The sequence below is a fragment of the Leclercia adecarboxylata genome (genome assembly GCF_023639785.1).
Classification (GTDB): domain Bacteria; phylum Pseudomonadota; class Gammaproteobacteria; order Enterobacterales; family Enterobacteriaceae; genus Enterobacter; species Enterobacter adecarboxylatus_D.
In genome coordinates, this window is sequence record NZ_CP098325.1 from 4435258 (window position 1) to 4461539 (window position 26282).

Consider the following 26282-nt stretch of genomic DNA (forward strand, 5'->3'; position numbering starts at 1 on the left):
TTGTTCCGTGTCAGTGGAGGCGCATTATAGGGAGTTCTCCGGCGGTGACAAGCATAAATATTAAAAAACTTTCCGTTCGCTTGATTTTCGACCTTTACGTTTATTAAAGCCGCGATGTGCGGGTTAATTGCGCAATTTCCCGGGCGAAACTGGCGACCTGAGACCAGTCGGTATAGACCACTTCTTTGCGGGTATCCGTTTCGCCGCCGGTCATCTTCATAATAAGACGGATCATAAAGCGATCGTACCAGCGATAGCGTGGGTAACGCAGGGCACCGGCAAAGACAGCACAGGCGGTTGGCTTCCACGGAGAACTCAGCAAAAACTTGCGCGTGTAGCTATTCGTCTGCGGCGTGCGCTTTTCTGCTTTACGCGCTACCAGATTCACGGAATAGAACGCGCCCGGCAGGCTGTTCAGCGCTGCCGTATGTTTTTTCACAAAGCGATCCACCGCCGGATGGAAATGGCCGTAACGAATCGAGGCGCCGATCACCACGCGGTCATACTCCTGCCACGCAATCTGCTCGGTGCGGTTCAGATTGATGACATCCGCATAGATACCCTGCTCTTTTAACTCAGAGGCCAGAAAGGCGGCAATCTCCCGCGTCTGCCCGTCGCGCGTTGAAAATAGAATTAATGTTTTCACAAACTGCTCCCTTATTCGCGCCAGAAAGTGGGTGTAAAGAGGACCAACAGCGTAAAGACCTCAAGACGCCCGAACAGCATATTAGCAATCAGGATCCATTTCGCGGTTGGATTCATGCTGGCAAAGTTATCTGCAACCACGCCAAGACCTGGCCCCAGGTTATTCAGTGTGGCGACAACAGAGGCAAACGCCGAGAAGTCATCCACGCCCGTCGCGATAATCGCCAGCATGCTGACAATAAAGACCAGCGCGTAGGCGGAGAAAAAGCCCCATACCGCTTCCAGAATACGCTCCGGCAACGCGCGGTTACCCAGCTTGATACTGTAAACCGCATTCGGGTGAACCAGACGTTTCAGCTCACGGTTCCCCTGTTTGAACAGCAGCAGGATGCGAATCACCTTCAGGCCCCCCCCCGTCGAACCGGCGCAACCGCCGATGAAAGCCGAACAGAGCAGCAGGACAGGCAGGAAGAGCGGCCAGCGCGCAATGCTGTCGGTGGTAAAGCCTGCCGTGGTCGCCATGGAGACTACCTGGAAGAACGCCTGGTTGAGGGTGGTTAGCGCCGAGTTATAGACGTCGTGTAGCCACAGTACCAGAGTACAGATAGCCACCAGCGTCAGCTGCACGCCGATAAACATGCGGAATTCCGGGTCACGCCAGTAGACCTTCAGGTTACGGCCGCTTAATAAAGAGAAGTGCAGGCCATAGTTACACCCGGAGATCAGCAGGAAGACCGCAATAATGGTGTTGATCGTCGGGCTGTCAAAATAGCCGATGCTGGCATCATGAGTAGAGAACCCGCCGATAGCGATGGTGGCAAAGCTATGGCCGATAGCATCAAAGGCGGGCATCCCGGCAAACCACAGCGCCAGCGCGCAGGCGACGGTCAGCAGTACATAGATGAGCCACAACGTTTTAGCCGTCTCGGCGATACGCGGGCGCATCTTATTATCTTTCAGCGGCCCCGGCATTTCTGCCCGGTAGAGCTGCATCCCCCCGACGCCCAGTATTGGCAGGATAGCCACGGCTAACACGATGATCCCCATCCCGCCGAACCACTGCAGCATCTGTCGGTAAAAAAGGATGGCATGAGGCAGCGAGTCCAGCCCCACCAGCGTCGTGGCCCCGGTGGTCGTCAGTCCGGAGAAGGATTCGAAGAACGCGTCGGTGATCGTCAGGTTGGGCTGTTCTGAAAAGATGAAGGGTAATGCCCCCACGCTGCCCAGCACGGTCCAGAAAAGAACCACGATAAGGAATCCTTCGCGGGATTTTAGTTCCCCTTTCTGACGACGGTTAGGCCACCACAGCAGGGAGCCAATCATCAGCGCGACGAAAAAGGTCTGCGTAAAGGCACGGCCCGCACCATCCCGATAAATAAGCGCCACCAGTCCAGGGAGGATCATCGTCCCGGAAAAGAGTATGACCAGCAATCCAACGATTCGGGTTATGGCACGAAAATGCATCTCTGCCGCTTCCTTAGGTATTAAAAAGTAAGGTGGGGATTATTCTTCAATCGGCCGTAATTGCAACGAACCACGACTAAAATCAGCCAGTTTTGCTGAGAATGCCGGAAGCGACGCCTGGGGTAACGCGACCCGCAACTGCACCATCGCCTGGTAATCACTGTGCACGATCAATCCCTGATACTGCTTCAGCAACGCTTCGATGCCGGATAACTGGGCGTAATCGCACAATAAAGTATATTCGGTAAGTGGCGTTTTGCGGATAGTCGTCAGATGATTAAGTGCCTGCTGGACACCGCCGCCATAGGCCTTGACCAGCCCGCCCGTTCCTAATAGTACGCCGCCGTAGTATCGCACCACGACGGCGGTGATCTCACCAACGCCGCTACCCATTAGCTGGGAGAGCATCGGTTTGCCCGCCGTGCCCGCCGGCTCACCATCATCCGAGAAGCCAAGCTTTTGCGAGTCGTCAGGCGGCCCGGCCACCCATGCCACACAGTGGTGGCGGGCGTCAGGATGTTCCGCACGTACCGACTCAACAAAGGCCTTTGCCGCCTCCACGCCATCGGTATGGGCCAACAGCGTGATAAAACGGCTTTTCTTGATCTCTTCCGTAAAGGTGACCGGCGCTGCCGGTATGAGCCAGCTTTCCATTACGCCAGCTTCAGATCTCGCGTCATGTTTTCAGTACCGTTTTCGTGGATCACCACGTTATCTTCGATACGGATCCCGCCAAACGGCTTCAGCGCTTCAATTTTCTGCCAGTTGAAGTGTTTGCTGAACTGCCCTTCACGCCACGGCGCCAGCAGCGACTCAATAAAGTAGATGCCCGGCTCGATGGTCAGCACCATGCGCGGCTGCAGGATGCGGGTGCAGCGCAGGTACGGATATTTGGACGGTGCAGCCAGGTGCGTACCGGTGTCATCCTGCATAAAGCCTGCGGTGTCATGCACCTGCAAACCCAGCGGATGACCGATACCGTGCGGCATGAACGGCCCGGTGAGATCGTTTTCCACCATCGCCTCTTCGCTCATATCGCTGACGATCTGATGCTTACGCAGCAGCTTCGCAATGCGCTGATGGAACTGGATGTGGTAATCCACATAGCTCACGCCCGCCTTCATGGTGGCGATCAGGGCCAGCTGCTCATCGTTCACGTCTTTAATAAGCGCAGCGAAATCGGTGTCGCTGTTCCCGGCCCAGGTTCGGGTGAGGTCAGCGGCATAGCCGTTATATTCCGCACCGGCATCCAGCAGGAAGCTGCGCATTTCGGACGGCGCACGGTGATCGAGTTTAGTGTAGTGCAGCACCGCCGCGTGCTCGTTCAGCGCCACGATGTTGCTGTAAGGAACGTCGGTATCGCGATGACCGGTGGCCGTCAGGTAAGCCTGGTTGATATCGAACTCGCTCATGCCGGACAGGAAGGCTTCATGCGCCGCACGATGGCCGTTTACCGCGGTTTTTTGCGCTTCACGCATACACGCCAGTTCATAATCGGTTTTATAAGAGCGGTAATAGTGCAGATAGTCGATAACGCCTTTCGGGTTGATGTTATCCGCCGCGATCTCCAGACCGCGCGCACGTTCAGGCACCGGGCCAATATAGGCGATATTGCCGCGGGCTGCGGGTAACTGGCTGCCAATGCCGTCAGCTTTTGGCAGGGCAATCACCTCTACTTCATCCGTCCAGAAAGATGTCGGCAGCGGCTCCACGTTGTGCCAGTAATCCACCGGCAGGTAGAACCACAGCTTTGGCTTGTTCACGCCATCCACCAGCAACCAGCAATTGGGAACCTGCGTTACCGGCACCCAGGCTTTAAATTGCGGGTTCACTTTGAAGGGATAAGCGTGATCGTCGAGGAAGACATTGAACAGTTCGCCGGAGTGGATGAGCAGTGCATCCAGCTTAAAGCGAGCCAGTACGTCGCGGGTACGTTCCTGTAAGGTAACAATATGATTTTTGTAGAGCGCGGCCAGTGAGTCCATCATTATTCCTTTCGTTTTGACCTCAAGTCTCCGCATCTTAGCACACCTCAGAAAGGCTGCGTGATCTTCGCCGAGCGTGATCGAACCTACAATTATTTAATGACTGATTTGCATTTCATTAACACAAAACCCACACTCCGATTCATCTGGTATGACCAGATCCAATTGCTGGATTCAGGAGACTGACATGCTCTACAAAGGCGACACCCTGTACGTAGACTGGCTGGAAGGTGGCATTGCCGAACTGGTATTCGACGCCCCCGGCTCAGTGAATAAGCTGGACACCGCAACCGTGGCCAGCCTTGGCCATGCTCTGGACGTTCTTGAAAAACAAACCGATTTAAAAGGTCTGCTGCTGCGTTCCGAAAAAGCGGCATTTATCGTCGGCGCGGACATTACCGAATTCCTTTCGCTGTTCCTGGTACCTCAGGAGCAGCTCAGCCAGTGGCTGCATTTCGCCAACAGCGTCTTTAACCGTCTGGAAGACCTGCCGGTTCCGACCATTTCCGCGGTCAATGGCTACGCGCTGGGCGGCGGCTGCGAATGCGTGCTGGCCACCGATTATCGTCTGGCAACACCGGATCTGCGCATTGGCCTGCCGGAAACGAAGCTGGGCATTATGCCGGGCTTTGGCGGCTCAGTTCGCCTGCCGCGCCTGCTGGGTGCCGACAGCGCCCTTGAGATCATCGCCGCCGGTAAAGATGTTGGTGCCGATCAGGCGCTGAAGCTTGGTCTGGTAGACGGCGTGGTTAAGCCTGAAAAATTGCGTGAAGGGGCAGTGGCGATCCTGCGCCAGGCAATTAATGGCGATCTCGACTGGAAAGCGAAACGCCAGCCGAAGCTGGAGCCGCTGCACTTAAGTAAAATTGAAGCCACCATGAGTTTCACTATCGCCAAAGGCATGGTGATGCAGACGGCGGGTAAACACTACCCGGCACCGATCGCCGCGGTGAAAACCATCGAAGCCGCTGCGCGTCTGGACCGTGACGAAGCACTGAAATTAGAAAACCAAAGTTTCGTCCCACTGGCTCACACTAACGAAGCGCGTGCTCTGGTGGGGATTTTCCTCAACGACCAGTTCGTGAAGGGCAAAGCGAAGCAGCTCACCAAAAATGTCGAGACGCCAAAACAGGCTGCGGTGCTGGGCGCAGGCATTATGGGCGGCGGCATTGCGTATCAGTCCGCCTGGAAAGGCGTGCCGGTGGTCATGAAAGACATTAACGACAAATCCCTGACCCTGGGCATGACCGAAGCGGCCAAGCTGCTGAACAAACAGCTGGAACGCGGCAAAATTGACGGCCTGAAGCTCTCCGGAGTGATTTCCACCATCCACCCGACCCTGGAATACAGCGGGTTTGATCGCGTGGATGTGGTTGTTGAAGCGGTAGTCGAAAACCCGAAAGTGAAAAAAGCGGTGCTGGCGGAAACAGAAGACAAGGTCCGGCCGGATACCGTACTGGCGTCCAACACCTCTACTATTCCCATTGGCGAACTGGCCAGCGTCCTGAAGCGCCCGGAAAACTTCTGCGGGATGCACTTCTTTAACCCGGTGCACCGTATGCCGCTGGTTGAAGTGATTCGCGGGGAAAAGACCTCCGATGAAACGATCGCCAAAGTGGTGGCCTGGGCCAGCAAAATGGGCAAAACCCCGATTGTGGTCAACGACTGCCCGGGCTTCTTCGTCAACCGCGTGCTGTTCCCTTACTTTGCCGGGTTCAGCCAGCTGCTGCGCGACGGAGCTGACTTCCGCAAGATCGATAAAGTGATGGAAAAACAGTTTGGCTGGCCAATGGGCCCCGCTTACCTGCTGGACGTTGTCGGCATCGATACCGCCCATCACGCCCAGGCGGTGATGGCGGCTGGTTTCCCTGAGCGGATGCAGAAAGATTATCGCGATGCTATCGACGCGCTCTTCGACTCCAGTCGTTACGGCCAGAAAAACGGCCTCGGCTTCTGGCGTTATAAAGAAGACAGCAAAGGCAAGCCGAAGAAAGAGGAAGACGCAGCCGTGGATAGCCTGCTGGCAGACGTCAGCAATGCGAAGCGCGATTTCAGCGACGAAGAGATCATTGCCCGCATGATGATCCCGATGGTCAACGAAGTGGTGCGTTGTCTCGAAGAGGGCATTATCGCCAGCCCGGCGGAAGCCGATATGGCGCTGGTGTACGGCCTGGGCTTCCCTCCGTTCCACGGCGGCGCGTTCCGCTGGCTGGATACGCTCGGCAGCGCCCGCTATCTGGATATGACGCAGCAGTACGAGCATCTCGGCCCGCTGTATCAGGCGCCGGAAGGTCTGCGTAATAAAGCGCGTCACAACGAAGCGTACTATCCCCCGGTTGAGCCTGCCCGTCCGGTTGGCGCACTGAAAACGGCTTAAGGAGTCACAATGGAACAGGTTGTCATTGTCGATGCAATTCGCACCCCGATGGGCCGTTCGAAGGGCGGCGCATTTCGTCACGTGCGCGCGGAAGATCTCTCCGCACATTTAATGCGTAGCCTGCTGGCGCGCAACCCGGCGCTGGAGGCTACCGCGCTGGACGATATCTACTGGGGCTGCGTGCAGCAGACCCTGGAGCAGGGTTTCAATATCGCCCGTAACGCCGCGCTGCTGGCGGAGATCCCACACTCGGTACCGGCTGTCACCGTCAACCGCCTGTGCGGTTCGTCGATGCAGGCCCTGCACGATGCGGCACGCATGATCATGACTGGCGACGCCCAGGTGTGCATGATTGGCGGCGTGGAGCATATGGGCCACGTGCCGATGAGCCACGGCGTCGATTTTCACCCTGGCATGAGCCGCAACGTGGCAAAAGCCGCGGGCATGATGGGGCTGACGGCAGAGATGCTCTCCCGCCTGCACGGCATCAGCCGTGAAATGCAGGACAGCTTTGCCGCCCGCTCGCACGCCCGTGCCTGGGCCGCGACGCAGTCCGGTGCCTTCAAAAACGAAATTCTGCCTACCGGCGGCCACGACGCCGATGGCGTGTTGAAGCAGTTCTACTTCGATGAAGTGATCCGCCCGGAGACGACCGTTGAAGCGCTCTCGACGCTGAAACCGGCCTTCGATCCGGTGACCGGCACCGTGACGGCGGGCAGCTCTTCCGCCCTGTCCGATGGTGCGGCCGCCATGCTGGTCATGAGCGAAAGCCGCGCCCGCGAGCTGGGGCTGACGCCGCGCGCCCGTATCCGCTCGATGGCGGTGGTGGGCTGCGATCCTTCGATTATGGGTTACGGCCCGGTACCGGCGTCGAAGCTGGCGCTGAAAAAAGCCGGCCTCACGACCAGCGATATCGACGTTTTCGAGATGAACGAAGCCTTTGCCGCACAGATCCTGCCGTGCATTAAAGATCTGGGGCTGATGGATCAGATCGACGAGAAGATTAACCTCAACGGCGGTGCCATTGCACTGGGTCACCCGCTGGGCTGTTCCGGGGCGCGTATCAGCACGACGCTTATCAACCTGCTGGAGCGCAAAGATGCCCAGTTTGGTCTGGCGACCATGTGTATCGGGTTGGGCCAGGGGATCGCGACGGTGTTTGAGAGGGTGTAAATCTAACTGAAAACGTAGGCCCGATAAGCAACGCGCCATCGGGCTTTTGCCGGGGGCGCTACGCTTGCCCGGCCTACGAAAAGCATCTCAGTGCCAGTGGCGTCATTGGCGAAGAGAGAAATTTTAGTTGCCGTTTTCCCGCCTGTCAGGGGCGGGTTTTTTTCGTCTCAAATAAATGCAAAGGCATCGCCAAACAGACGATCTTCACGCGCGCCACGTTCGTTGCAGAACAGGTCGCGGGCAATTTTCGCCATCTCGAAACGACCGGCAATATAGATATCGTGGTTTACCAGGGTGCCATGATCCTGCAGTACCGCCGTTAACACCGTGCCGCTGCGGCCACGCCAGCCCTCTTCCGGCTGCTCCACCACCGGCTCAACGCGCAGGTTTGGATGGGTCACGCTCAGCGCTTCCAGCTCAGACAGATCGTAAAGGTGCTTCGACTCACGTCCACCCCAGTAGATAGTGATATCGCGGTCCGGGTTACGCGCCAGTGCCGTCAGCAGAATGGAGCGCGCATAGGAGAAACCGGTGCCGCCAGCAATCAGGATCAGCGGACGCTCTTCATCATCGCGCAGCCAGGCTTCTCCGTGTGGGATATCAATCTCGATCTCGTTCTCTTTCAGGATGCGATCCATCACCGCCATCGCATACAGGTTGAGCTCTGACGCCCCAATGTGCAGCTCGATAAACTCTTGCTCGTCCGGCGTAGAGGCCATTGAGAAAGGACGCTTATCCCGCTCATCCATCACCACCATCAAATACTGGCCAGCGCGGAAGGAGAACGCCGATTCAGGTACTAAACGGACGCGATATACAGTGTCGGTGATAGCGTCTACCGAGGTCACTTTACAGCTTAAGGTTGTCATTCGCTCTCTCTGTCAGTCGGTAAGTCTATAAGGCTTAACGGTCGGAATCCGGCGTACCGTTATTCATTATGGCCAGTTCATCCCAGATCGCGTCAATTCGCGCAGTCACCTCAGGATCCTTTTTGATCGGTCGCCCCCATTCACGCTGGGTTTCGCCGGGCCATTTATTGGTGGCATCCAGTCCCATTTTTGAGCCAAGACCGGAAACCGGCGAGGCAAAATCCAGGTAATCAATCGGCGTGTTTTCAACTAACACGGTATCGCGTGCCGGGTCCATTCGGGTCGTGATGGCCCAGATGACGTCATTCCAGTCACGGGCATTGACGTCATCATCGCAAACGATCACAAACTTGGTATACATAAACTGGCGCAGGAAAGACCATACGCCCATCATCACCCGTTTTGCGTGACCCGCGTACTGCTTCTTGATGGTCACTACCGCCAGGCGATAAGAGCATCCTTCCGGGGGCAGATAAAAATCAACAATTTCCGGGAACTGCTTTTGCAAAATGGGCACAAACACTTCGTTAAGCGCGACGCCAAGCACGGCAGGTTCATCCGGCGGACGTCCGGTGTAGGTGGAGTGATAAATCGCATCTTCCCGCTGGGTAATGTGCGTCACGGTGAACACCGGGAAGTTGTCTATTTCATTGTAATAGCCGGTGTGGTCGCCATACGGCCCTTCCGGTGCCATCTCCCCCGGCTCGATGTAGCCTTCGAGGACAATTTCGGCGCTGGCGGGCACTTCCAGATCGTTAGAAATGCACTTCACCACTTCGGTTTTGGTACCGCGCAGTAATCCGGCAAAGGCGTATTCCGACAGCGTGTCCGGCACCGGCGTCACCGCACCGAGGATGGTGGCCGGATCGGCACCCAGCGCCACGGAAACCGGGAAGCGTTCGCCGGGATGGGCTGCACACCACTCCTGAAAATCAAGCGCGCCGCCGCGATGCGACAGCCAGCGCATAATAAGTTTGTTCTTGCCGATCAGCTGCTGACGGTAGATCCCGAGATTCTGGCGCTCTTTATGCGGACCGCGCGTCACGGTCAGACCCCAGGTGATGAGCGGGGCGGCGTCTTCGGGCCAGCACTGCATGATCGGAATACGCGTCAGATCGACTGCGTCGCCTTCCACAATTTTCTGCTGGCAGGGTGCGCCGCGCAGACGTTTGGTCGGCATGTTCAGCACCTGCTTAAACTGCGGCAGCTTATCAAAGAGATCGCGAAAACCTTTTGGTGGCTCAGGCTCTTTCAGAAAAGCCAGCAGCTTACCCACTTCACGCAACGCGCTGACATCCTCCTGGCCCATACCCATCGCCACACGCTTCGGTGTGCCAAACAGGTTACAGAGCACCGGCATGGTGTAGCCTTTCGGGTTTTCAAACAGGAGCGCAGGCCCACCGGCACGCAGGGTGCGGTCGGCAATCTCTGTCATCTCCAGATAAGGATCGACAGGAAGGGTAATGCGTTTGAGTTCGCCCTGCTTTTCCAGCAGTTCCAGGAAGTCGCGTAGATCGTTGTATTTCATGCAGTTAGTCAAGCTCTCTCTGTAAGCGTTTCATTATACGGCGTAAGACTGCGTGATGCTGTATTTTTGTTAAATTAGCGTGAAGATTCATGCCTTCTTCTGCGTACTGCCATTATAATCAGCTTAGCGATCCCGCCAGGGTTTTGATATGCTTGCCGGCATAACAAGCGGAAAAGAGTCATTATGCAGGCCTGGTATTTACTGTATTGCAAGCGTGGGCAACTTCAGCGTGCTCAGGAACATCTGGAACGCCAGGCGGTCAACTGCCTGACGCCCGTCATCACGCTTGAAAAAATGGTTCGCGGTAGACGCACAACGGTCAGCGAGCCGCTTTTCCCGAACTATCTGTTTGTTGAATTCGACCCCGAAGTGATCCATACCACCACCATTAATGCGACGCGCGGTGTCAGCCACTTCGTGCGCTTTGGCATTCATCCGGCCACGGTGCCCTCTTCCGTTATCCACCAGCTCTCGGTCTATAAACAGCCAGAGGACATTACCGATCCTGATACCCCCTTCTCCGGCGATGATGTAGTGATCACCGAAGGGGCATTCGAAGGACTGGTGGCGATTTTCGCTGAGCCGGACGGTGAGGCCCGCTCCATGCTGCTGCTGAACTTACTGAACAAAGAAGTGAAGCAGAGCGTGAAAAACACCAGTTTTCGCAAAGTTTAAAATTCGACGCCAAACAGACGACGCACGTTGTCATCCGTCTGCGCAGCCAGCCACTGCGCATCCTCTGCACGCCAGTGCGCAACCCGCTCAAGAATATGGCCTAAATACGCCGGTTCGTTGCGACGTGATGCCGGTTTGGGGCTGAGATCGCGCGGCAGCAGGTACGGCGCATCGGTCTCAATCAGCAGACGATCGGCAGGAATGACCGGCAGCAGCTCGCGCAATTCCAGCCCGCGCCGTTCATCGCAGACCCAGCCGGTGATCCCCAGATACAGGCCGCGATCCAGACAGTCTATCGCCTCCTGCCGCGAGCCGGTAAAACAGTGCAGCACCGCACCGGGCAATTTATCCAGCCAGGGTTCCAGCAGCGCCAGAAAACGCGCATGGGCATCGCGGCAGTGCATAAACACCGGCATCTCCAGCTCCGCTGCCAGCGCAAGCTGGGCGCTGAAGGCGTGCTCCTGCTCGGCGGGAGTAGAGAAGTTGCGGTTAAAGTCGAGGCCACACTCTCCGATAGCCACCACCTCCGGCGAGGCGGCTAACACCCGCAGCCTGTCTGCGCTTTCGGCCGTCCACTGACTGCTGTCATGAGGATGGACACCCGCCGTTGACCAACAGCGGTCATAACGTTGCGCTAACTGGTACGCCTGCTCACTTTCGTGCAGGTTGGTGCCCGTCAGCAGTAATCCGTTAACCCCTGCGGCGAAGGCCCGGGCGACGACCTCATCGCGATCCTGGGCAAACTGCGGGCTGGTCAGGTTCAGACCGATATCAAACATGCTAGCTCCCATATGACAACCGCCCTGGCGGGCGGTTGATATTACTCTTCTGACTCTTCCTCGTGATCTTCACGTCGCTTGCCGGTATAAAAGCGCGAGAAGAAGATACCCACCTCGAACAGGCAATACATCGGGATCGCCAGCAGGGTTTGCGAGAAGACATCCGGCGGCGTTAACAGCATGCCAACAACAAAGGCGCCCACCAGAATATACGGACGTTTTTTGCGTAAGTCTTCCGGCGTGGTGATCCCCACCCAGCAGAGCAGCACGATGGCAACCGGCACTTCAAAGGCCACGCCGAAGGCCATAAACAGCGCCATGACGAAGCTCAGATAGCTGGCGATATCGGTAGAGACCTGGACCCCTACCGGCGCGGTATTTGCCAGGAAGCCAAACGCCAGCGGGAAGACCACGAAGTAGGCAAAGGCCATGCCGATATAGAACAGCAGCGAGCTGGAGACCAACAGGGGGATCACCAGACGGCGTTCATGCTTGTAGAGCGCAGGGGCGATAAAGGCCCAGACCTGATAAAGGATCACCGGCGCAGAGGCAATCAGCGATACCCAGAAAGTCAGCTTAATCGGCGTGAAGAATGGCGAGGCGACGTCGGTCGCAATCATGGTTGCGCCCAGCGGCATCTGTTTGATCAGCGGCGCAGAGACCACCTGATAGATGTCGTTGGCGAAATAGACCAGGCCTAAGAAAATAAGGCAAACCGCAATAATGCAGTTCATCAGGCGCTTACGCAGCTCGATCAGGTGCGCAATCAGCGGTTGAGTTTCATCTACTGCCATGTTTACGATTTATCACTCGACGAGGAGGACGCGTCAGCGGCGGGTGCAGACATTTTCTCTGCGGGCGCTGGCGTCGGTTCTTGTTTTTTGATCACCGGCTCTGTAGGCGTCTGTTCGGGCGCGCTGGCCTGGTGTTCAGCAGTGGCAGGCGTCACGCCTTCGTGCTGCGCTTCGTTATCTTTGACCAGCGGGTTGCGAATGGTATTGGCTTCATCACTCGACTTTTCCGGGTCATTAACGCTGTAAGAGCGCTTCATGGATTCCGCCGCTTCGCGCAGTTCGTCCATTGAGGCTTTGAGTTCCGGCGTCAGGTTATCCATGCTCGCCTTCTCTACTTTTTTCAGGCTGTCCTGAAACTCCTGCAGCTTAAGCTCCTGCGCCAGTTCATTCTGAACCGTTGTCGCAAGCGAACGTAGCGCGCGCACCCAGCCTGCAATTGTTTTTACTGCCACCGGCAAACGCTGTGGCCCCAGAACGATGAGGCCAATCACGAATACCAGCAGCAGTTCGCTAAAACCGATATCAAACACGTATTACACCTGCTCGTTATCGTGGCGTTTAGCATTTTCCTTTTTGGCATCGTCTTGTTTATCGGCGATAGATTTAGCAGTGAAATCCGCATCCTGGCTGGATTTGTCCTGCTTCTCATCATCATCTTTGATCGCTTTCTTGAAGCCTTTGATGGACGCACCCAGATCGGAACCGATAGAACCGAGCTTTTTGGTACCGAACAGCAGCACGACGATGACGGCAATAATCACTAATTGCCAGATACTGATACCACCCATACATCTTCCTCAGTTGTAGATGATAAATTAATCAGGCCGCATTATACGTTATGCGGCCCTGCGATAGCGATGCAATTCAGCGCGTTTTACGCCATCCCGCCAGCCAGACAACAACACCACCGGCCATCAGCCAGGCGGGCATTAACTCCCAGTCAGGGCGATTGATTAGCAACAGCGTGCCGCTTAACAGCAGCGTGGCGCCAATACCAAACAGATATCGGGACTGACCCTGACGGACGTGGTTGGTTTGCAGTTCGCGAGCAATTTTATCCACGCTGTGCTCCAGGTTCTTGCTCTGACGCAAACTGTCGTACACCAGTTCCGGCAATTCTGGCATTTTTTCAATCCAGAACGGCGCTTTCTCTTTCAGGGAGCGGACCAGCGCAGGCAGACCAACCTGGTCTTTGATCCACGACTCAAGGAAGGGTTTTGCCGTTTTCCATAAGTCTAACTGAGGATAGAGCTGTCTCCCCACCCCTTCAACGTAAAGTAATGTTTTCTGGAGTAAAACTAACTGCGGCTGCACTTCCATATTAAAGCGGCGAGCGGTGTTGAACAGGTTCAGCAGGACATGGCCAAACGAGATCTCAGCCAGCGGCTTCTCGAAGATTGGCTCGCAGACCGTACGAATGGCGAACTCAAACTCTTCCACGTTGGTATCCGGCGGAACCCAGCCGGAGTCGACGTGCAGTTCAGCCACTTTGCGGTAATCGCGGTTAAAGAAGGCGATAAAGTTCTCTGCCAGATAGCGCTTATCTTCTTTGTTCAGGGAGCCGACAATACCGCAGTCGATGCCGATATATTGCGGATCTTCAGGATGCTCGTAGCTGACGAAGATGTTGCCAGGGTGCATGTCGGCATGGAAAAAGCTGTCGCGGAACACCTGGGTGAAGAAGACCTGAACGCCACGCTCCGCCAGCAGCTTCATGTTGGTGCCCTGCTTTTCCAGGGTTGCGACATCAGAGACCGGGATCCCATAGATGCGTTCCATCACCATCATGTCCTGACTGCAATAGTCGGAATAGACTTCCGGCACGTACAGCATCGGGCTGTTTTCAAAGTTACGGCGCAGCTGAATGGCGTTTGCCGACTCACGCAGCAGGTTCAGCTCATCAATCAGCGTCTTTTCATACTCACGCACCACTTCCATTGGGCGCAGACGACGGCCATCAGGCAGCAGGCGCGGCACCCATCGGGCCAGACGGTAGATAAGTTTCATATCGGCTTTGATGATCGGCAGAATGTCAGGGCGGATCACCTTGATGACCACCTCTTTACCATTCTCTTTCAGCCGTGCGGTATGAACCTGGGCAATGGAGGCCGAGGCCAGCGGTTGAATGTCAAAGTCATCAAACCAGCTCTCTACCGGGATATCGCCCATCGCTTTTTCAATCTGCTGTTTTGCCAGTCGCCCATCGAACGGGGCGACCTTATCCTGAAGCAGAGCCAGCTGATCGGCAATCAGAGGCGGGAAGAGATCGCGGCGGGTCGAGAGCATCTGGCCGAACTTGATCCACACCGGACCCAGCTCCTGCAGTGCCAGACGCAGCCGTTCGCCAAGCAGCTTGTCTTTATGACGATTTGGCATCCAGAAAAGCGTTTGCCGCCAGAGCCGCAGCGGCAATGTGATGCGCATTCGAGGGATCAACTCATCGAGCCCGTAGCTCAAAAAGGTGCGGATGATAAAATAGAGGCGCCGAATTTCACCTGGCGTCATTTGCCCTCCAGCTTTTCAAGCCGTTTTGTCAGTGCGTCAACCGAACGCTCAACCGCGGCGGTTTCTTCTGCAAACCATGCCGCTTCCAGCGGCCCTGGCGCCATGCGCCACTCTTCGGTAAGCACTTGTGCAGTGTAGCGCTGTTGACGCTGAAAACCTTTCTTCAGAAAAGCGGCGCCGCCGCGCAGCACTTTACCGATCCCCTCTGCGGCAATATCGCCTGTCCAGGGGGCCAGCAGCTCGGCCGGATCGAATTCAGCCAGATCGGCCAGGGCAACGAAGTTCTGCACCACCTGGATGTCGCCTTCTACCTCAAGCTCACCGCTACGGATCAGGGCGGTGAGCTGCTGGCGATCGCGCAGTTTAGGCAGGGTGCTCATGCGGGTGATGACAGAGCAGTCCGCCTCGCCTTCCCACTCGCCCAGCACGTCGAGCTGACGCTCGCTGAAAACCAGCACCAGAGGCGTCGAAAACTCTTTAACCACCACCCGCAGCACTTTGCCGTTCAGCCGCTGACGCGCCGTTTTCAGCGCGGGTGAGCGATACAGAAAGGTATTCAGTACGTTCTCAACGCCCGCTGTGATCAAGGGTTTAAACGGCATTTGCCACCTCCACTCAGAACTTGTAACCGCGATGCAGCGCCACAACGCCCGCCGTCATGTTGAAGTAATCAACATTGTCGAAGCCTGCGTCCTGCATCATGGCTTTTAAGGTGTCCTGGTTTGGGTGCATACGGATTGATTCAGCCAGGTAGCGATAGCTGTCGGCGTCGTTTGCAACCACTTCGCCAATGCGTGGCAGTATGTGGAACGAGTAGGCGTCGTACGCTTTGCTCAGCGGCTCAATAATCGGTTTGGAGAACTCCAGCACCAGCAGGCGTCCACCCGGTTTAAGCACGCGGTACATGGAACGCAGCGCTTTCTCTTTATCGGTGACGTTACGCAGACCGAACGAGATGGTGATGCAGTCAAAGGTGTTATCCGGGAAAGGCAGCGCCTCGGCGTTAGCCTGGACATATTCAACGTTGCCGACCACGCCGATATTGCGCAGTTTTTCACGACCCATTTTCAGCATAGAGTCGTTGATGTCAGCCAGCACAACGCGACCGCTTTCACCCACCAGACGTGAGAATTTCGCAGTCAGGTCGCCGGTGCCGCCCGCCAGATCCAGCACGGTTTGCCCACGACGCACGCCGCTACAGTCAATAGTGAAGCGCTTCCACAAGCGATGAATGCCGAATGACATCAGGTCATTCATTACATCGTACTTCGCCGCCACGGAATGGAATACGTGGGCCACCATGTCAGCTTTCTGCGCTTTAGCGACAGTCTGAAAGCCAAAGTGCGTTGTGTCTTGTGAATCTTCAACCATCTCAGAGCCTGCTTATCAGTCAAATGTACGAGAAGTGTAACAGATTGGGCGCATTTGCCCTACGATTCAACCACCCCGGGAATAACGCGCCAGGGGGTCTGCCGACGCATGATCATCTGCTAAGGTGTTGTTTGTCTTTTGAACAGCCCCGTCACCGCGCAGGCGGTACTCTTCATCCTGCGCGGTGGTCTGCTCCACCAATTCCGGATTAATCTCGCGTTTAACTTCCACGCCAAGGCTGCGGAACGATTCGGCCTGTGCCAGCAGGTTGCCGCGTCCGGAGGCGAGCTTTTTCATCGCCTGACGGTAGTTATCCTGCGCGCGATCCAGGCTCTGTCCTACCGAAGACATGTCATCGACGAACAGGCGCATTTTGTCGTACAGGCGGCTGGCACGATCGGCAATCTGCTGGGCATTGCGGCTCTGGTGCTCGTAACGCCAGAGATTAGCGATGGTGCGCAGCGCCACCAGCAGCGTGGTCGGACTCACCAGCATAATGTTGTTTTTCAGCGCCTCGGAGATCAGCTCCGGCTGGCGATCCAGCGCCAGTAAGAAGGCCGGTTCAACCGGAATAAACATTAGCACGTAGTCCAGCGAACGCAGGCCGGGTAGCTGCTGATAATCCTTCCGCCCCAGCAGACGGATGTGGTTACGTACCGAGGCGATATGCTCCTGCAGCGCCGCCTCGCGGGTGTAGTCGTCCTCCGCATTGAAGTAGCGCTCATAAGCCACCAGCGTCATTTTAGCGTCGATGACGACATCTTTTTCCTGCGGCAGGCGGACAATAACGTCGGGCTGCATCCGCGCGCGATTTTCCGTTTCAATGCTGACCTGGGTCTGGTATTCATGCCCTTCACGCAGGCCGGAGGCTTCCAGGACGCGGGTCAGGACCACTTCTCCCCAGTTGCCCTGGGTTTTATTGTCGCCTTTCAGCGCTTTGGTGAGGTTGATTGCCTCCTGGGCCATCTGGGCATTCAGCTGCTGGAGATTGCGAATTTCATGGGCCAGCGTGTGCCGCTCCCGCGCCTCCTGGCCAAAGCTGTCCTGCACCTGGCGTCGGAAACCGTCCAGCTGTTCACGCAGGGGGGTCAGCAGGCCGTTCAGGCTCTGGCGGTTTTGCTCATCGACACGGCGGTTGCTCTGCTCAAAGATGCGGTTGGCCAGGTTTTCGAACTGCTCGCTCAGACGCTGTTCGCTGTTGATCATCTGGCGGATTTTGTCCTCCGCATGCAGCTGGGTCGATTCCAGCCGGGTCGTGACTTCGCGCAGGTCGGCTTCCAGTGAGGTGTTGATATCCCGCAGGTTACGCAGTTCGTTATTGAGCAGCTCGCACTCGTCGCGCCAGTGCCCGCTTTGGGCGACGGTCTGTCGTAATGCGCTGAGATCGGCCACCATCTCTTCACGTTCGGCCAGCTGTTCGGCTTTTTGCTGCGCATGCTGATAGCTGGCGAACAACCAGCCGACGCCTACGCTGACCAGCGCAATAACGGCATAAAAAAGGATGGAAATATCCACGACGCCCCCTGCATCAAGGTATGACCCGCACAAAATAGAATTGTGCTGTATAAACGTCCAGTTTGAAAAGAGTTTTCTGCGAGGCGCTACGCAAAGAAAAAGGCCGAACAGGTCGGCCTTTCGCGTAGAAAAGGGGGAAACTACAGCAGGCGGCGGGCCGCTTCCACAACAATTTTCACCGCGTGGCTTTCGGTCTGCTTCATGGTCTCAGCGTTCGGGATCTCTTGCTGAGTACGGTTAACAATCACACCCGCGACCATACCGGCACGCAGACCCTGGCTTGCGCACATGGTCAGCAGCGTGGCGGATTCCATTTCGTAGTTCATTACGCCCATGGACTGCCACTCTTCCATTGAGCCTTTGAAACGGCTGACCACGCGACCGGAGAAGGTGTCGTAGCGCTCCTGGCCCGGGTAGAAGGTGTCAGACGAGGCGGTAACGCCAACGTGGGTGGTTGCGCCAACGGATTTCGCCGCTTCCACCAGCGCGGTGGTGCACTCGAAGTCGGCCACTGCCGGGAACTCCATTGGAGCAAAGTGCAGGCTCGCGCCATCAAGACGTACGGACGCCGTGGTGACCAGCACGTCGCCTACGTTGATATGCGGCTGGATCGCGCCGGTGGTACCGATACGCAGGAAAGTACGGATGCCCAGCTGCGCCAGCTCTTCAACAGCGATAGAGGTAGACGGGCCACCGATCCCGGTTGAACAGACGATCACCGGTTTTCCGTCCAGCTCTGCGCGCCAGGTGGTGAATTCACGATGCGATGCCAGCTTAACCGGCTTATCCATCAGCGCGGCGATCTTTTCCACACGCTCTGGATCGCCAGGGACGATAGCGAGCGTAGCCCCTTGTAAATCGTTTTTAGTGAGGCCGAGATGAAAAACATCAGACTTAGACATAGAAAACTCCTCTGTGGGTCAGTTTGTCAGCAGAAGCAAAACGGTACTTTACCGAAGCAAACAGCTTATTTTCGTGACAGACATCACCGGTAATGAATTTGATTGCAGTTAATTACCATAAAAAAGTGACTAACATCACATTAACAAGTTATATCGCGACGGCTTGCACAAAAGATAGCCTGTTTCGGGCACTGTGGATTGATAACCTGCGGACTATATTTAACTTTGCGCTAATTGGTACGGAGAATGCCATGACTGGAAAAACTGGATTTGCACCTGCTGCTGACCTGCAAACGTCAACCGTTGTCACCACCGCCGGGGAGTCGATTTCCGCCGGGGAGACCTCCATTCCGACCCAGGGCGACAATATGCCCGCTTATCATGCCCGGCCAAAAAACGCGGAAGGGCCGCTGCCCATCGTCATTGTGATTCAGGAAATTTTTGGCGTGCATGAACATATTCGCGACCTCTGCCGTCGTCTGGCGCTGGAAGGCTATCTGGCGGTCGCGCCGGAGCTCTATTTCCGCCAGGGCGATCCGAACGAGTACAGCGATATTCCCACCCTGTTCAGCAATCTGGTGAGCAAAGTGCCGGACGCCCAGGTGCTGGCGGATCTCGATCACGTCGCCAACTGGGCGGCGCGCAATGGCGGCGATCCTCATCGTCTGCTGGCGACCGGCTTCTGCTGGGGCGGACGTATTAGCTGGCTGTATGCCGCGCACAACCCGCAGCTGAAGGCCGCCGTCGCGTGGTATGGCAAGCTGGTCGGCGAGAAGACCCTGAATTCACCGAAGCATCCGGTCGATATCGCCACCGATTTAAACGCCCCCGTGCTTGGGCTCTATGGTGCTGAAGACACCGGCATTCCGCTTGATACCGTCGAGACGATGCGTCACGCCCTGCGGGCGGCAAACGCCACGGCGGAGATTGTGGTCTATCCGGGCGCGGGACACGCCTTCAATGCCGATTACCGGCCGAGCTATCATGAAGAGTCAGCGAAAGATGGCTGGCAGCGGATGCTGGCGTGGTTCCGCCAGTACGGCGGTAAAAAAAGTTAAGCGGCTCACACTTCAACGTGCAAAGCGCCGTGACCGTTTGACTTTTAATCACAATCTGGACGATATAAAAACCACAGGCGTGTAACTACATTCCGTAGGCAAGACCTGAACCCCCTCTCCGTTTTCGAGCGCAGAAGGGGTTCAGGTCTTTTTTTTTGCTCTGGAGACAGGGGCCAGAACATGAATCACTTGCAAACAGCGCTGGAAATCATCGCCCAGGTCGGCGGGGCTGAGAACATCGAACATATCGAACACTGCTCTACCCGTTTGCGGCTGAGCCTGTATGACAATGGCAAAGTCAACGAGGCGGCACTGGCAAAGGTCGACGGCGTCCTGGGCGTGCGGGTGAACGTGCAGTGTCAGGTGATTATCGGTCATGAAGTGGTGCAGGTCTTTGAAGCGGTGCGCTCGCTGGTGGGGTCGCCGCAGTCCGCAGGTCAGCACGCAGCGGCTAAAACCTCGCGTGGCGCGCAGATTATCGATTTCGTCATCAGCGTTTTTCAGCCGCTGGTGCCTGCGATTGCCGGTGGCGGCGTGCTGAAATCGCTGCTGCTGTTGCTGGACGTCATGGGCTGGCTCAGCCGCGACAGTTCAACCTACAAGGTACTGGATAATATTGGCTCTGCGCCGCTCTACTTCCTCCCCATCCTGGTGGCAATCACCACGGCGATGAAGCTGAAGGTGAACGTGCTGGTTGCCGTCTCGGCGGTTTCGGTGATGGTGCTGCCGGCAATGACCAGACAGCTGGCAGACGGCACGGCGTTTATGTCATTTGACCTGCGCAACGTGGCGTATGCCTCGCAGGTCTTCCCCGCCATTCTGTGCGTGCTCTTTTACGCCCGGACGGAAAAGCTGTTTAACCGCTATTCCCCCGGCGCGCTACGCATATTCCTCTCACCGATGCTCTCTCTTCTGGTGACGGTCCCGGTCACGCTGCTGATCCTGGGGCCGCTGGGTTACGAGCTGGGTGCTGGCCTGGCAACGGTAATTTTGTGGCTGTACGGCAAACTTGGCTTTGTGGCAACCGGACTGCTGGCCGCCGCCCTGCCCTTTATGGTCGCCGCCGGGATGCACAAGCCGATGCTGCCGTACGCCGTGGCCTCCATGAGCCAGTTCGGGCGCGAGATGCTCTATCTGCCTGCCTCTCTGGCGCACAACATTGCCGAGTCCGGCGCCTGTCTGGCGATTGCGCTCAAAAGCAAAGACAAGGTGCTGAAATCCACTGCCTTTTCCGCCGGGATCTCTGCGCTGTTCGGCATTACTGAACCGGCACTCTATGGCGTCACCTTGCTGAATAAAAAAGCGCTCTACAGCGTGATCCTCGGCAGCATGGTGGGTGGGGCATTTATCGGCTGGATGGCCATTGAGGCCTTTGCGCTCGTCGGCCCGGGGCTTGCCAGCATCTCGATGTTTGTCTCGCCGGATAATTCCATGAACATCGTCTGGGCCTTTGCCGGGGCAGGGTTATCTTTTGCCGTGGCGTTTATCAGCGCCCTGCTGCTCTGGCGCGATAAAGCCCCTGAAAAAAGCGACGCACTGAATTTCACCCGTCCGGTCGAAGGGCAAATCATCCCGCTTGAGAAGGTTAACGATGACGTTTTCTCCCGCAAAATCATGGGCGATGGGATCGCAATTATCCCTTCTCAGGGCGTGCTGCGCGCCCCGGCGGATGGCACCATCGTGAACATATTCGAAAGCGGCCATGCGCTGAGCCTGCTCACCGATGCGGGCGTCGAGCTGATTTTTCATATCGGGATCGACACCATCAGGCTGCAGGGCGATGGCTTCTCCCCACGGGTGATGGAAGGCCAGCACGTAAAGAGCGGCGACACGCTGATTGAATTTTCTCTCGATACCATCACTGCCGCCGGGCTCGATCCGGTGGTGATGATGGTGGTCACTAACGGCGAACGCTTTTCGCTGACACCAGGAAATACCGACGATAAGAACCCAGACCCGCATATCATCATGACGCTTAAGGAGTCCGTGTAATGGAAAAATCCCTCCCGTTTCCGCAAGGTTTTTTATGGGGTGGCGCAATCGCCGCCAATCAGGCCGAAGGGGCATGGAATGTGGATGGCAAAGGGCCGTCCGTCGCTGACGCCATCACCTGGAAGCCCAACCTGTCCGTGAAGGATTACAGTGGTCATATGGCGCTGACGGACGAGAATATCCGCGACGCGTTTGAAGGTAATAACGATGCGCTCTACCCGAAACGCCGCGGCATCGATTTTTATCACCACTATAAGGACGATATCGCCCTGTTTGCCGAGATGGGCTACAGGGTGCTGCGCGTGTCGATCGCCTGGTCACGTATCTTCCCCACCGGCGAAGACGCCGCGCCCAATGAGGCGGGTCTGCAATTTTATGAAGATATGTTCCGCGAGCTGCGTCGCCATAACATTGAGCCGCTGGTGACGCTCTCCCACTACGAAATGCCGCTGGCCCTGAGCGAAAAGTATAACGGCTGGGTGCACCGTAACGTGGTGGATGCTTTCGTGCGCTTCAGCAACGTCTGTTTTGACCGTTACAAAGACCTGGTGCGCTACTGGCTGACGTTTAATGAGATCGACAGCATCCACCGCCACCCGTTTACCACAGCGGGCATCCGCGAAGAGAAAAGTCTGCCCGGCAAAGCGCAGCAGGATATCTACCAGGGGCTGCATCATCAGTTTGTCGCCTCTGCGCTGGTCACTCGCGACTGCCACGCCAAAATCCCGGGCAGCCAGGTCGGGTGCATGCTGACCAAACTCACGACCTACCCCCACAGCTGCCGTCCGGAAGATGTGGAAGCGACGCTGAAAAAGAATCTGGAAAACTTCTTCTACGCCGACGTGCAGGTGTTTGGCGAGTATCCCCCGTTGATCCTGCGCGATCTGGCGCGCCGGGACATCCAGATTGAGATGCAGGCTGACGATCAGCGTATTTTAAAGGATCATACCGTCGACTTTGTCTCCTTTAGCTACTACATGTCGATGACCGAGTCGACCCAGCCGGACGTCGAACGTATTCCGGGCAATACCGTTCTCGGTGTAAAAAACCCCTACCTGCCCGCCTCCGAATGGGGCTGGCAGATCGACCCTGTCGGGCTGAAAATTTCCCTGCTGGAGCTGTACGACCGTTACCAGAAGCCGCTGTTTATCGTTGAAAACGGTCTTGGCGCGAAAGATGTGGTGGAAAACGGCGAGATCCACGACAGCTACCGCATCGACTATTTCCGCGCCCATTTCGGGCAAACTTTGGCAGCTATTAATGAAGGGGTGGATGTGATGGGATTCACCACCTGGGGATGCATCGACATTATCAGTGCGGGCACCTCGCAGATGTCCAAGCGCTACGGTTTTATCTATGTCGATCAGGACGATGAAGGTAACGGCACGCTGAAACGCCTGAAAAAAGACTCCTTCTGGTGGTACAAAAAAGTGATCGCCAGCAATGGCGCAGACATGAGCTAACCGGCCATGCCGCAGGAATAACCGTGATAACGATAAAAAAGTCGCTTAATAACAGTATGCTGCTGGTCGACAGCGACCAGCGGGAGATGATTTTGTTCGGCAAGGGGATCGGCTTTGGCGCGAAACCCGGTACGAATATCGACCTGACACAGGTGGAGAAGGTGTTCCTGCCGCTGAGCGATCTCAAATCCCGCCATTTTTTATCCCTGACGGACACTATTCCTGCGGCATTCTTCGACATTAGCCATGACATTCTTACCCTCGCGCGCAGCCTGTGCGGGGATAAGCTCAATTCCGTACTGCTGTTTACCCTGGCGGAGCATCTGCATTTTGCGGTGGAACGCAGCCGGAGCGGCCAGGCGATCCTGAATAAGCTGAGCTGGGAAGTGAAGCGCTACTATCCGCAGGAGTACAGCGTAGGGTTGCAGGCGCGCGCGCAGGTTAATGAAAAATTCGACGTTGAGTTACCTGAAGACGAGGCGGTAAACATCGCCTTTCATCTCATTAACGCCAGCAGCCAGGGCGACGACAGCACCGCTCACCAGCAGGTCGAGCTGGTAAACCGTATCGCCGATATCGTGCGCTATAAGCTGGGCAAGGTCGTTGATACCCGGTCGGTTAACTACATGCGCTTTATTACCCATCTTCGCTACTTTGCGGAGCGGGTACTCGCCGGAAAAATCGCCCTCAGTGAGACCGACGATTTTTATCAGGAGCTGATGCGCCACCGCCCGGACGCGATGACCGTGGCATGGGCGATCCGCGACTATGTGCAGGATAAATATCAACTCACCCTGCCGAAAGATGAGCTGACGTGGTTAAGCATTCATATCAGCCGCCTGATGGACGGGCAGGCGTAAAATGCCCGGTGGCGGCTACGCCTTACCGGGCCTACGGGATATCATGCCTGACGCAAATTCTGCGCCGCCTTCACCATATTCGCCAGCGCGGCACGGGTCTCTGGCCAGCCGCGGGTTTTGAGGCCGCAGTCCGGGTTCACCCACAGGCGCCCGGCCGGGATACGCTGGGCCGCTTTCTGCAGCAGGGCCTCAATCCACTCCACGCTCGGCACGTTCGGGGAGTGGATGTCGTACACGCCCGGCCCGATTTCGTTCGGGTAGTCGAACTCCTCAAACGACTCCAGCAGCTCCATATCGGAACGTGAGGTCTCAATGGTGATCACGTCGGCATCCAGCGCGGCGATGGAATCCATGATGTCGTTGAACTCGCAGTAACACATGTGGGTGTGGATCTGGGTCTCATCCTTCGCCACCGCGGCGTTAATGCGGAAGGCTTCCACGCCCCATGCCAGGTAGGCATCCCAGTCGCTGCGGCGTAGCGGCAGCCCTTCACGCAGCGCCGGTTCGTCAATCTGGATAATGCCGATGCCCGCCGCTTCCAGATCCGCCACTTCGTCACGTAGCGCCAGGGCGATCTGCTTCGCAATGGTTTCACGGGTGACGTCTTCACGCGGGAAGGACCAGCAGAGGATGGTCACCGGACCGGTCAGCATACCCTTCACCGGCTTGTCGGTCAGGGACTGGGCATACTTCGCCCACTCCACGGTGATCGCTTCCGGACGGCTGACGTCGCCAATCACCACCGGCGGCTTCACGCAGCGGGAACCGTAGCTCTGTACCCAGCCGTTCTGGGTAAAGACGAAACCGTCGAGGTGTTCACCGAAGTATTCCACCATGTCGTTACGCTCGGCTTCACCGTGGACCAGCACGTCCAGGCCTAAACGTTCCTGCTCAACAATCGCTTGTTTGATGTGTTCCGCAATGCCGGTGCGGTAGTTGCCCGCATCCAGGTTACCCTTTTTGAAGTCCAGACGCAGGCCGCGGATCTCGGTGGTCTGCGGGAAGGAGCCAATGGTGGTGGTCGGCCATGCCGGGAGCTTAAAGCGCGCGCGCTGGGCTTCGGCACGCACCTCATACGGGCTCTGACGCTGGCTGTCCTGGGCGGTGATAGCCGCCAGTCGTTTTTCTACTGCCGCATTGTGTACGCGCGTCGAGTGGCGACGGGCCTGGATCGGTGCGCTCCAGGCGGTAATTGCCGTGGTATCGCCGCTGTTCAGCGCATCGCGCAGCAGGGCCAGCTCTTCACATTTTTGCAGGGCGAAGGCAAACCAGCTTTTCACTTCGTCATCCAGGCGGGTTTCGACGCTCAGGTCGATCGGGCTGTGCAGCAGGGAGCAGGATGAGGCCACCCACAGGTCACGTTTGCCGACAATATCGCTAATCTGACTGTATTTTTCTGTCAGATCGGCACGCCAGACGTTACGGCCATTTACCAGACCGGCAGAGAGCAGCCAGCCGGACGGCAGGCGGGCATGTAACTCCGCCACATCATCTTTACCGTGCACCAGGTCAACGTGCAGGCCCTGCACCGGCAGCGTGGTGATAGTGTCGAGGTTCGGGGTGACGCCTTCAAAATAGGTGGTGAGCAGCAGCTTAACCTGGCCTGCGAGGGCGTCATAAGCCGGTTTGAAGGCATCAAGCCACGCCTGCGGCAGCTCCAGCACCAGCGCCGGCTCGTCGATCTGCACCCACTCCACGCCGCGTTTTGCCAGCTCGCCCAGCACCTGCTGGTACACCGGGAGAATGTCATTCAGCAGGCTCAGGCGGTCAAACTGTTCGCCTTTCACTTTACCCAGCCACAGCCAGGTGACCGGCCCCAGCAGGACTGGTTTTACCCTGTGGCCCAGAGCCAGCGCCTCGTCCACTTCATCCAGCAGCTGGGTCCAGGTCAGTCTGAACTGCTGACCTTTTACAAATTCCGGCACCATGTAGTGATAATTGGTGTTGAACCATTTGGTCATTTCCGCCGCCGCCGCCGGCTCACCGGTGGGAGCACGGCCACGGCCAATGCGGAACAGGGTGTCGATATCCACCGATCCATCTTTGTTCTGATGACGAGCCGGCACGTTGCCAAGCAGCAGGCTGGTCGTCAGAACATGGTCGTACCAGGCGAAATCGCCCACCGGCAGCAGATCCACGCCTGCCTGTTTTTGCTGATCCCAGTGACGGGCGCGCAGCTCGCGGCCAACGGCCAGCAGCTCGTCACGGGTGGCGTTGCCCGCCCAGTAGCTTTCTTGTGCTTTTTTCAGCTCGCGACGCAGGCCGACGCGCGGGAAACCGAGGGTATGGTTGATGATTGTCATGATGTGTCCCCTGTGAATTTTTAG

At 56.8% G+C, this 26282-nt stretch carries 23 protein-coding genes; 7 read left to right on the forward strand and 16 right to left on the reverse strand.

Features of this window, described 5'->3' with window-relative positions; all coding sequences use genetic code 11:
- Nucleotides 1-103: 103 nt before the first annotated feature.
- Genes hemG through pepQ form a run of 4 tightly spaced genes read right to left on the reverse strand, consistent with a single transcriptional unit; the run spans nucleotide 104 to nucleotide 4094 of the window.
- Nucleotides 104-646 (reverse strand): menaquinone-dependent protoporphyrinogen IX dehydrogenase, encoded by a 543-nt coding sequence (gene hemG / locus NB069_RS20995; RefSeq protein ID WP_250586517.1) that lies wholly within the window; start codon nucleotides 644-646, stop codon nucleotides 104-106.
- A gap of 11 nt (nucleotides 647-657) precedes the next feature.
- Nucleotides 658-2109 carry a Trk system potassium transporter TrkH gene (trkH, locus tag NB069_RS21000; RefSeq protein ID WP_250586518.1) on the reverse strand — a complete coding sequence of 484 codons (1452 nt, stop codon included), beginning with the start codon at nucleotides 2107-2109 and terminating at the stop codon, nucleotides 658-660.
- A gap of 39 nt (nucleotides 2110-2148) precedes the next feature.
- Nucleotides 2149-2763, reverse strand: coding sequence for an IMPACT family protein (locus NB069_RS21005; RefSeq protein WP_250586519.1), 615 nt, complete (start codon nucleotides 2761-2763; stop codon nucleotides 2149-2151).
- Nucleotides 2763-4094: a Xaa-Pro dipeptidase gene (gene pepQ / locus NB069_RS21010; protein WP_250589554.1), complete on the reverse strand. Its 1332-nt coding sequence runs from the start codon at nucleotides 4092-4094 to the stop codon at nucleotides 2763-2765. The genes NB069_RS21005 and pepQ overlap by 1 nt, the downstream gene beginning before the upstream one ends.
- 187 nt (nucleotides 4095-4281) lie before the next feature.
- Between pepQ and fadB the strand changes: the two genes are divergently transcribed.
- A complete protein-coding gene (gene fadB, locus NB069_RS21015) occupies nucleotides 4282-6471 on the forward strand; it encodes a fatty acid oxidation complex subunit alpha FadB (RefSeq protein ID WP_250586520.1) in 2190 nt (729 codons plus the stop codon).
- A gap of 9 nt (nucleotides 6472-6480) precedes the next feature.
- Complete coding sequence (fadA, locus tag NB069_RS21020) at nucleotides 6481-7644, forward strand: acetyl-CoA C-acyltransferase FadA (protein ID WP_250586521.1); 1164 nt, start codon at nucleotides 6481-6483, stop codon at nucleotides 7642-7644.
- Between the two features lie 167 nt (nucleotides 7645-7811).
- On the opposite strand, the gene fre is transcribed toward fadA, so the two are convergent.
- The gene (fre, locus tag NB069_RS21025; RefSeq protein ID WP_039031181.1) at nucleotides 7812-8513 is read right to left on the reverse strand and encodes an NAD(P)H-flavin reductase; all 702 of its coding nucleotides are present in this window, start codon (nucleotides 8511-8513) and stop codon (nucleotides 7812-7814) included.
- Between the two features lie 34 nt (nucleotides 8514-8547).
- Nucleotides 8548-10041, reverse strand: coding sequence for a 4-hydroxy-3-polyprenylbenzoate decarboxylase (ubiD, locus tag NB069_RS21030; protein ID WP_250586522.1), 1494 nt, complete (start codon nucleotides 10039-10041; stop codon nucleotides 8548-8550).
- Nucleotides 10042-10224: 183 nt separating this feature from the next.
- On the opposite strand from ubiD, the gene rfaH reads away from it, so the two are divergent.
- Nucleotides 10225-10716 (forward strand): transcription/translation regulatory transformer protein RfaH, encoded by a 492-nt coding sequence (rfaH, locus tag NB069_RS21035; protein ID WP_250586523.1) that lies wholly within the window; start codon nucleotides 10225-10227, stop codon nucleotides 10714-10716.
- Here rfaH and tatD read toward each other — a convergent pair.
- The 9 genes from tatD to udp form a co-directional block, all read right to left on the reverse strand.
- Complete coding sequence (tatD, locus tag NB069_RS21040) at nucleotides 10713-11495, reverse strand: 3'-5' ssDNA/RNA exonuclease TatD (protein WP_250586524.1); 783 nt, start codon at nucleotides 11493-11495, stop codon at nucleotides 10713-10715. The two genes, rfaH and tatD, sit on opposite strands and share 4 nt — an antisense overlap.
- A gap of 41 nt (nucleotides 11496-11536) precedes the next feature.
- The gene (tatC, locus tag NB069_RS21045; RefSeq protein WP_250586525.1) at nucleotides 11537-12289 is read right to left on the reverse strand and encodes a Sec-independent protein translocase subunit TatC; all 753 of its coding nucleotides are present in this window, start codon (nucleotides 12287-12289) and stop codon (nucleotides 11537-11539) included.
- Between the two features lie 2 nt (nucleotides 12290-12291).
- Nucleotides 12292-12819, reverse strand: a complete 528-nt coding sequence (tatB, locus tag NB069_RS21050) for a Sec-independent protein translocase protein TatB (protein ID WP_250586526.1) — start codon at nucleotides 12817-12819, stop codon at nucleotides 12292-12294.
- A gap of 3 nt (nucleotides 12820-12822) precedes the next feature.
- A complete protein-coding gene (gene tatA / locus NB069_RS21055; RefSeq protein ID WP_250586527.1) occupies nucleotides 12823-13077 on the reverse strand; it encodes a Sec-independent protein translocase subunit TatA in 255 nt (84 codons plus the stop codon).
- A gap of 76 nt (nucleotides 13078-13153) precedes the next feature.
- Nucleotides 13154-14794, reverse strand: a complete 1641-nt coding sequence (gene ubiB / locus NB069_RS21060) for a ubiquinone biosynthesis regulatory protein kinase UbiB (protein ID WP_250586528.1) — start codon at nucleotides 14792-14794, stop codon at nucleotides 13154-13156.
- Nucleotides 14791-15396, reverse strand: coding sequence for a ubiquinone biosynthesis protein UbiJ (gene ubiJ, locus NB069_RS21065; protein WP_250586529.1), 606 nt, complete (start codon nucleotides 15394-15396; stop codon nucleotides 14791-14793). Before ubiJ ends, ubiB begins: the two co-directional genes overlap by 4 nt.
- A 13-nt stretch (nucleotides 15397-15409) precedes the next feature.
- A complete protein-coding gene (gene ubiE, locus NB069_RS21070) occupies nucleotides 15410-16165 on the reverse strand; it encodes a bifunctional demethylmenaquinone methyltransferase/2-methoxy-6-polyprenyl-1,4-benzoquinol methylase UbiE (RefSeq protein WP_250586530.1) in 756 nt (251 codons plus the stop codon).
- Between the two features lie 66 nt (nucleotides 16166-16231).
- The gene (gene rmuC, locus NB069_RS21075; RefSeq protein ID WP_250586531.1) at nucleotides 16232-17680 is read right to left on the reverse strand and encodes a DNA recombination protein RmuC; all 1449 of its coding nucleotides are present in this window, start codon (nucleotides 17678-17680) and stop codon (nucleotides 16232-16234) included.
- Nucleotides 17681-17820: 140 nt separating this feature from the next.
- The gene (udp, locus tag NB069_RS21080; protein ID WP_039031192.1) at nucleotides 17821-18582 is read right to left on the reverse strand and encodes a uridine phosphorylase; all 762 of its coding nucleotides are present in this window, start codon (nucleotides 18580-18582) and stop codon (nucleotides 17821-17823) included.
- Between the two features lie 251 nt (nucleotides 18583-18833).
- Between udp and NB069_RS21085 the strand changes: the two genes are divergently transcribed.
- The 4 genes from NB069_RS21085 to NB069_RS21100 all read left to right on the forward strand — a co-directional run bounded on the left by NB069_RS21085 (nucleotide 18834) and on the right by NB069_RS21100 (nucleotide 23955).
- On the forward strand, nucleotides 18834-19640 hold the full coding sequence (locus tag NB069_RS21085) for a dienelactone hydrolase family protein (protein ID WP_250586532.1): 807 nt from the start codon (nucleotides 18834-18836) through the stop codon (nucleotides 19638-19640).
- Between the two features lie 180 nt (nucleotides 19641-19820).
- Nucleotides 19821-21632 (forward strand): beta-glucoside-specific PTS transporter subunit IIABC, encoded by a 1812-nt coding sequence (locus NB069_RS21090; RefSeq protein WP_250586533.1) that lies wholly within the window; start codon nucleotides 19821-19823, stop codon nucleotides 21630-21632.
- Complete coding sequence (locus NB069_RS21095) at nucleotides 21632-23095, forward strand: glycoside hydrolase family 1 protein (protein ID WP_250586534.1); 1464 nt, start codon at nucleotides 21632-21634, stop codon at nucleotides 23093-23095. Before NB069_RS21090 ends, NB069_RS21095 begins: the two co-directional genes overlap by 1 nt.
- Nucleotides 23096-23118: 23 nt before the next feature.
- The gene (locus tag NB069_RS21100) at nucleotides 23119-23955 is read left to right on the forward strand and encodes a PRD domain-containing protein (protein WP_250586535.1); all 837 of its coding nucleotides are present in this window, start codon (nucleotides 23119-23121) and stop codon (nucleotides 23953-23955) included.
- Nucleotides 23956-23996: 41 nt separating this feature from the next.
- Here NB069_RS21100 and metE read toward each other — a convergent pair whose 3' ends face one another.
- Nucleotides 23997-26258 carry a 5-methyltetrahydropteroyltriglutamate--homocysteine S-methyltransferase gene (gene metE, locus NB069_RS21105; RefSeq protein WP_250586536.1) on the reverse strand — a complete coding sequence of 754 codons (2262 nt, stop codon included), beginning with the start codon at nucleotides 26256-26258 and terminating at the stop codon, nucleotides 23997-23999.
- Between the last annotated feature and the right edge of the window lie 24 nt (nucleotides 26259-26282).

What these genes read in the sequence shown, in the direction of transcription:
- trkH (WP_250586518.1), bottom strand. Translation starts at nt 2,109, where the DNA reads ATGCATTTTCGTGCCATAACCCGAATCGTTGGATTGCTGGTCATACTC.
- NB069_RS21005 (WP_250586519.1), bottom strand. Translation starts at nt 2,763, where the DNA reads ATGGAAAGCTGGCTCATACCGGCAGCGCCGGTCACCTTTACGGAAGAG.
- pepQ (WP_250589554.1), bottom strand. Translation starts at nt 4,094, where the DNA reads ATGGACTCACTGGCCGCGCTCTACAAAAATCATATTGTTACCTTACAG.
- fadB (WP_250586520.1), top strand. Translation starts at nt 4,282, where the DNA reads ATGCTCTACAAAGGCGACACCCTGTACGTAGACTGGCTGGAAGGTGGC.
- fadA (WP_250586521.1), top strand. Translation starts at nt 6,481, where the DNA reads ATGGAACAGGTTGTCATTGTCGATGCAATTCGCACCCCGATGGGCCGT.
- fre (WP_039031181.1), bottom strand. Translation starts at nt 8,513, where the DNA reads ATGACAACCTTAAGCTGTAAAGTGACCTCGGTAGACGCTATCACCGAC.
- ubiD (WP_250586522.1), bottom strand. Translation starts at nt 10,041, where the DNA reads ATGAAATACAACGATCTACGCGACTTCCTGGAACTGCTGGAAAAGCAG.
- rfaH (WP_250586523.1), top strand. Translation starts at nt 10,225, where the DNA reads ATGCAGGCCTGGTATTTACTGTATTGCAAGCGTGGGCAACTTCAGCGT.
- tatD (WP_250586524.1), bottom strand. Translation starts at nt 11,495, where the DNA reads ATGTTTGATATCGGTCTGAACCTGACCAGCCCGCAGTTTGCCCAGGAT.
- tatC (WP_250586525.1), bottom strand. Translation starts at nt 12,289, where the DNA reads ATGGCAGTAGATGAAACTCAACCGCTGATTGCGCACCTGATCGAGCTG.
- tatA (WP_250586527.1), bottom strand. Translation starts at nt 13,077, where the DNA reads ATGGGTGGTATCAGTATCTGGCAATTAGTGATTATTGCCGTCATCGTC.
- ubiB (WP_250586528.1), bottom strand. Translation starts at nt 14,794, where the DNA reads ATGACGCCAGGTGAAATTCGGCGCCTCTATTTTATCATCCGCACCTTT.
- ubiJ (WP_250586529.1), bottom strand. Translation starts at nt 15,396, where the DNA reads ATGCCGTTTAAACCCTTGATCACAGCGGGCGTTGAGAACGTACTGAAT.
- ubiE (WP_250586530.1), bottom strand. Translation starts at nt 16,165, where the DNA reads ATGGTTGAAGATTCACAAGACACAACGCACTTTGGCTTTCAGACTGTC.
- udp (WP_039031192.1), bottom strand. Translation starts at nt 18,582, where the DNA reads ATGTCTAAGTCTGATGTTTTTCATCTCGGCCTCACTAAAAACGATTTA.
- NB069_RS21085 (WP_250586532.1), top strand. Translation starts at nt 18,834, where the DNA reads ATGACTGGAAAAACTGGATTTGCACCTGCTGCTGACCTGCAAACGTCA.
- NB069_RS21090 (WP_250586533.1), top strand. Translation starts at nt 19,821, where the DNA reads ATGAATCACTTGCAAACAGCGCTGGAAATCATCGCCCAGGTCGGCGGG.
- NB069_RS21095 (WP_250586534.1), top strand. Translation starts at nt 21,632, where the DNA reads ATGGAAAAATCCCTCCCGTTTCCGCAAGGTTTTTTATGGGGTGGCGCA.
- metE (WP_250586536.1), bottom strand. Translation starts at nt 26,258, where the DNA reads ATGACAATCATCAACCATACCCTCGGTTTCCCGCGCGTCGGCCTGCGT.